This window comes from Peribacillus sp. NPDC056705 (assembly GCF_043656335.1).
The window spans coordinates 1-1047 of sequence record NZ_JBHTYI010000281.1; the positions used below are offsets into that span (position 1 = coordinate 1).

Genomic DNA, 1047 nt, shown 5'->3' on the forward strand with positions numbered 1-1047 from the left:
CAAGAGCACGGTTGTGCCTCGTCTTGATCACGTGCCAATCGCCGATCTCCGAATCCAGCAAGCTCCGGTGCGAATACCTTCATCCCGCGCCGCACAAGCTGAACGGCAAAATGCTGATGAATACCGGGCACGGCCGAATCGGGGGAACCATCCGGCGCCAGTCCGACGATCTCTTTGCTGCCATAACCGTGCCCATGCAGAGCAAGGACGGCAGGCAGCGGTCCCCCCGGGTGTTGGCGTGGCGTCAGGACATATACCGGAACGGACAGCTCATCGCCAAGCTGGAAGATCATGCGTTCCCGAGTATAGTCTTCCAGCACAGTATGCTCGATCTGTTCCCCGTGATGATCCGGCTGCCGATGAGCGAAACCGAAATCTCCCAATGCACCCTCCAACTGACGCCTGATTACACGTGTTCGCTCTTGTACATCGCGCAAGCCGCTCAAGCTGCCCCGGCAATGGTCCGTGGAATCGTACAGCTTCTCCAGAAAGCGATCCATCGCTCCCATGCCTCTCCCTCCCTGATATGAAACAGAAGTACCGTTTATATTCGACATGCTTGCGCCATTCCCTCTTGCATTGATGGAACATGATATATACTAGAGAGGTAACCATCACGCTGAAAGTCTATATGCCAAAGGGGAGACTACGCTCCGATGCTGATTCATCACCAATCGTTTATTCCATTATTCAAACGCGCCAATTCCGTTCTGAATCGTGCCTTGACTCGTATGGAGCAGCCCGATCTAACGATTCTGGTGCACTACTGGGGATTTATGCCGCGTCACTTCGACAATACCGAGCACAGGCACTCTTTCTTCGAAGCCTGTTATGTGCTAACGGGAAACGGCACCTACATCGAGCAAGAGACGGAATTCGAACTTCATCCTGGCACCTTGTTCCTGTCCAGGCCGGGCGTGCAGCACCAGATTCGCAGCCGGGAAGGCTTGTCCTTATGCTACGTCGCCTTCGAACTGAACGAATCCGCGAGCAGCGAGTCGTATGCCGCGGCGTTTCGTTCACTAGCCCGACAAAGCATCCCGGTGC

The 1047-nt window shown here is 55.0% G+C and carries 1 protein-coding gene and 1 pseudogene; one reads left to right on the top strand and one right to left on the bottom strand.

Annotation, left to right across the window (positions count from 1 at the left end; genetic code table 11):
• Positions 1-509, bottom strand: a pseudogene (locus ACFRAK_RS29710) (dienelactone hydrolase); the annotation flags it as partial.
• A gap of 147 nt (positions 510-656) precedes the next feature.
• On the opposite strand from ACFRAK_RS29710, the gene ACFRAK_RS29715 reads away from it, so the two are divergent.
• On the top strand, positions 657-1047 hold a 391-nt coding region (locus ACFRAK_RS29715; protein WP_394573295.1), incomplete at its 3' end, for a cupin domain-containing protein.